This is a genomic window from Streptomyces himastatinicus ATCC 53653 (assembly GCF_000158915.1).
GTDB lineage: Bacteria > Actinomycetota > Actinomycetes > Streptomycetales > Streptomycetaceae > Streptomyces > Streptomyces himastatinicus.
The window spans coordinates 3,644,210-3,649,282 of sequence record NZ_GG657754.1 but is presented as its reverse complement, the minus strand read 5'-3'; the positions used below and the strand labels follow the sequence as shown (position 1 = coordinate 3,649,282).

Genomic DNA, 5,073 nt, shown 5'->3' with positions numbered 1-5,073 from the left:
CCGCCGCGGGCGCGGCCGGTGTCATCAAGATGGTCCTGGCGCTGCGCCACGGTGTGCTGCCGAGCACCCTGCACGCGGACGAGCCGTCCACGAAGGTGGACTGGTCGTCGGGTGCGGTGGAGCTGCTGACGGCAGCGCGGGAATGGCCGGAGACCGAGGGGCGTCCGCGCCGGGCGGGGGTGTCCTCGTTCGGGGTGAGCGGGACCAACGCGCACATCATCCTCGAACAGGCCCCGGATCCGGACGCGGACGCGGAGGAGGAGCCCCGTAGCGCACCGGAAACCCCGACCATCGAACTGCCCGCGGTGCCGTGGATGGTGTCCGGGCACGGTGCGGCGGCCCTGCGCGAGCAGGCGGCCCGGCTGCTGGCCCGGGTCGAGGGCGACGCCGGTCTTTCGCCGGTGGACGTGGGCTGGTCGCTGGCGTCGGGCCGGGCGGCGCTGGAACACCGCGCCGTGGTGACCGGTGGCACGCGCGCCGAACTCCTCCACGGGCTGGGCGCGTTGGCGCGTGGCGAGGCGGCGACCGGCGTCGTCACCGGCCCGGAGGAGACCGGCAACGGTGGCCGAGTGGTGTTCGTGTTCCCCGGTCAGGGCTCGCAGTGGGCGGGCATGGCCCGGGACCTGTGGGAGTCGTCGCCGGTGTTCGCCGAGCGGATGGAGGAGTGCGAACGGCTGCTGAGCGGCCTGGTCGACTGGTCGCTGCGGGACGCGCTCGCGGACGAGGCGGCGTTGGCACGGGTCGATGTGGTGCAGCCGGTGCTGTTCTCGATGATGGTGTCGCTGGCCGAGGTGTGGCGTTCGTACGGCGTCGAGCCGTCGGCGGTCGTGGGCCACTCGCAGGGCGAGGTCGCTGCCGCGTGTGTGGCGGGTGTGCTGTCGCTGGAGGACGCGATCCGCGTGGTCGCGCTGCGCAGCCGCGCGCTGCTGGCGATCGCCGGTCGTGGCGGGATGCTGTCGATCGTGGCCTCGCAGGACTGGGTACGCGAGCGGATCGAGCCGTTCGGCGACCGTATCTCGATTGCCGCGGTGAACGGCCCCAAGGCGGTCGTGGTCTCCGGTGACGCGGACGCGCTACAGGAGCTGGGGGCCGTCCTGGCGAAGGCCGGGGTGATGCGGTGGAACGTCCCCGGGGTGGACTTCTCCGCGCACTCGGCCCATGTCGAGTCGCTGGAAGGCGAGTTGGCGGAGATCCTCGCCGGTGTCGAGCTGCGGGCCGCCGAGGTGCCGTTCTACTCCACCGTCACGGCCGCTCCGCTCAACACCGCCGAGCTGGACTCCGGGTACTGGTACCGGAACCTGCGGCAGCCGGTGCGGTTCGAGGAGACCGTCCGGGCCCTGGCGGACGACGGACACGGAGTGTTCGTCGAGGTCAGCCCCCACCCGATCCTCACGATGGGGGTGCTGGAAACCCTGGAGGACCCGGAGCGGTCCGCCCCCGCGGTGGTGAGCACGCTGCGGCGGGACGACGGCGGGCTGGACCGGATCGTGGCCTCGCTGTCCGAGGCGTGGGTGCACGGCGTCGACGTCGACTGGCCCCGGGTGTTCACGGGCACGGGCGCGTCCCGGGTGGAGCTGCCGACGTACGCCTTCCAGCGGCGCCGCTACTGGCTGGACGGGGCATACGGTGGCGGCGAGGCTGCCGTATCGGGTCTGGGGGTGGCATCGGCCGAACACCCGCTGCTGGGGGCGGCCGTGGAACTGCCGGACGCGTCGGGTGTGGTGTTCACGGGTCGGCTGTCGACGCGTACCCACGCCTGGCTGGCCGATCACGCGGTGGGTGACGTGGTGCTGCTGCCCGGCACCGGCTTCGTCGAGCTGGCGGTGCGGGCCGGTAATTGAGTTCGCTTGCGATGTGTTCGAGGAGCTGACGCTGCACGCCCCGCTGGTGTTGCCGGAAGCCGACGCGGTGTGCCTGCGGGTGACGGTCGGCGGGCTGGACGACTCCGGACGACGCGACGTGAGCGTCCATTCGCGGCCGGAGGACGCACCGCACGGCGACGAGTGGACCTGCCACGCCACCGGTGTGCTCGCCACCGGTGCGCAAGCGCGCGGACCCGAGTCGGCCGTATGGCCTCCGGAGGGGGCGACCCCGGTCGAGTGCGGTGCGCTGTATGAGGATTTGGGCGCCGCCGGATACCGGTACGGCCCGGCCTTCCGTGGCCTGCGGGCGGCGTGGCGGCGCGGCGACGAGGTGTTCGCCGAGGTCGCGCTGGACGAGGACCAGCAGGCGGCCGGGACCCGTTTCGGAGTGCATCCCGCGCTGCTCGACGCGGCGCTGCACGCGGTGGGCCTGGGTGCCGTCGGCGCGCAGCCGCCGCAGGAGGGCGACACCACACCGGTGGTCCGCCTGCCGTTCGCGTGGCGCGGCGTGTCCCTGCACGCGGCCGGGGCGACGGCGCTGCGCGTGACGGTGTCGCCCGCGGCGAGCACGGACGCGGTGTCGCTGACGCTCGCGGACACCACGGGCCGTCCGGTGGCCTCGGTGGAATCGCTGATCATGCGGCCGGTCGACACCGAGCAGCTGGAGAGCGCCCTCCGCATCCGGGGACGGCGCCACGACGCGCTGTTCCGGGTCGCCTGGGAGGCGTCCGCCCGCCCGGTGGCGTACGAGCCCGGCGGCTCCGGCCCGTCGTGGGCGATCGTCGGCGACGACGCGCTCGGCATGGCCTCGGCCCTGAGCCCGGACCTTGCCGTGGGCAAGCCGTACGACGATCTGGAGGCTCTCGGGGCTGCCGTGGCCGACGGCGACACGCTGCCGTCGTTCGTGCTGACCGACTGCGGCACCGGCACCGGCGACGGGGGTACGGCCGCGGCCGTACGGAACGCGCTGCACCGGGCGCTGGACGCCGTACAGGCATGGCAGGCGGATGAGCGGTTCGCGGCTGCCGGGTCGCGGTTGGTGCTGGTGACATCGGGCGCGGTGGCGGCCGGGCCGGGCGAGGACGTGACCGATCTGGCGGCGGCTCCGGTGTGGGGGCTGTTGCGGTCGGCGCAGACGGAGAACCCTGGCCGGTTCGTCCTGCTGGACACCGACGGTGCGGAGGTCTCCTGGGAGGCGCTGCCGGGCGCGCTGGCGTGGGCGGCGGGGGAGGACGAACCGCAGCTGGCGCTGCGGGCGGGCGGGGTACGCGTACCGCGCCTGACCCGCGTATCCGCTGAGGAGCCCGCGTCCGACGCACAGTCGGCCGCTGCTCAGTCGTCCGATGCGCAGTCGGCCGCGTTCGGTACGGGCACCGTGCTGGTGACCGGCGCCACCGGCACCCTCGGCGGGCTGGTCGCCCGCCACCTGGTGGTGGCGCACGGCGTACGGCACCTGCTGCTGGTGAGCCGCAGCGGGCCCGCGGCTCCGGGCGCGGACGCCCTCGCCGCTGAGCTGGCGGAACTCGGCGCGCGGCCCCAGGTCGTGGCCTGCGACGTGGCCGACCGCGACGCGCTGGCCGGGCTGCTGGCGGGCATTCCGTCCGAGCGTCCGCTGTCCGCGGTGGTCCACGCCGCGGGCACGCTGGACGACGGCATCGTCTCGTCCCTCACGCCCGAACGCCTCGACACCGTGCTGCGGCCCAAGCTCGACGCGGCGGTCCACCTGGACGAGCTGACGCGGGAGATGGATCTGTCCGCGTTCGTGCTGTTCTCGTCCGCGTCCGCCACCTTCGGCAGCCTCGGCCAGGCGAACTACGCCGCCGCCAACGCCTTCCTCGACGCACTCGCCCAGCACCGGCGGGCGCAGGGCCTCCCCGCGGTGTCCCTTGGCTGGGGCTTCTGGGCCCAGATCAGCGGCCTGACCGGCGACCTCACCGAAACCGACGTCCGGCGCCTGGTACGTGGCGGCATGATCCCGCTGCCCACCGACCAGGCCCTCGAACTGCTCGACACCGCACAGCACCTGGACGACGCCGCCGTCCTGCCCATCCGGTTCGATCGCGCCGCGCTCAGCCGCCCGGCGGACCCGGCCGCCATCCCCGTCGTGATGCGCGGCCTGGTGCGCCTGCCCGCCCGACGTGCCGTGTCCGCAGGTGACGGATCGGGGCCGGGAGCGGGGCCGGGGCCGGAGGGCGTGTCCGCCCTGAAGCGGCAGCTGGCCGGGCTGGACGAACCCGAGCGCAAGCGCACCCTGCTGGAACTGGTGCGGACCCATGCCGCGAACACGCTCGGCCACGCCACCACGTCCACCGTCGAGCCCGCCCGCGGCTTCGTGGACCTCGGTTTCGACTCGCTCATGGCGGTCGAATTCCGTAACCGGCTGATGGCGGCGACCGGGCTGCGGCTGCCCGTCACCCTCATCTTCGACTACCCCACCCCCGCCGCGCTCGCCACGTACGTCCGCGCCGAACTGCCGCTCGACGGGGACGCGGACGAGGTGGCGGACCAGGCCGCGGCCACCGCGGCAGCGGAGCTGGACCGGTTGGAGAACGCGCTGACGGCCATCGCCTCGAACGAGGTCAGGCGCATGGAAATCATGGTGCGCATGAAGTCGTTCCTGGCGAAGCTGGGCGATACGGGCGGGGCGTCGACACCGCAGGACGACGACGAAGACGGCGATCTCGACCTGGCTTCGGACGACGAGCTGTTCAGCGCCCTGGAAAACGAGCTGAGGAAATCCTGACCCGACCACCACGGAATCCGGCCGTTTTCTTCCGCATGTCATTTACGGGGAGCTGATTCGCATGTCCAACGAGGAAAAACTCCGCACCTACCTCAAACTGGCGACCACCGACCTCCGCCAGGCCCGCCGCCGCCTCGATGAACTGGAGGCCAAGGAGTCCGAGCCCATCGCGATCGTGGGGATGGGCTGCCGCTTCCCCGGTGGTGTGCGGTCGCCCGAGGAGCTGTGGGACCTGGTCGCGAGCGGCACCGACGCGGTCTCGGACTTCCCGCCGGACCGTGGCTGGGACGCGGAGGACCTGTACGACCCGGACCCGGACCGGCAGGGCAAGACGTACGCCCGGGAGGGCGGTTTCCTCTACGACGCGGCCGAGTTCGACCCGGACTTCTTCGGGATGTCGCCCCGCGAGGCGCTGGCCACCGACCCCCAGCAGCGGCTGCTGCTGGAGACGTCGTGGGAGGCGCTTGA

At 73.3% G+C, this 5,073-nt stretch carries 3 protein-coding genes; all 3 read left to right on the top strand.

From position 1 onward, the window contains the following. Positions 1–1,841, top strand: a 1,841-nt coding sequence (locus SSOG_RS46765) for an acyltransferase domain-containing protein (protein WP_106516398.1), incomplete at its 5' end; no start/stop codon positions are given. Positions 1,842–1,854: 13 nt separating this feature from the next. Further along, entirely contained in the window at positions 1,855–4,605 is a 2,751-nt protein-coding gene (locus SSOG_RS57465) for a type I polyketide synthase (protein WP_050799869.1), read from the top strand. 61 nt (positions 4,606–4,666) lie between these two features. Then, the coding region (locus SSOG_RS14830; RefSeq protein ID WP_039937609.1) for a beta-ketoacyl synthase N-terminal-like domain-containing protein at positions 4,667–5,073 on the top strand (407 nt) is incomplete at its 3' end.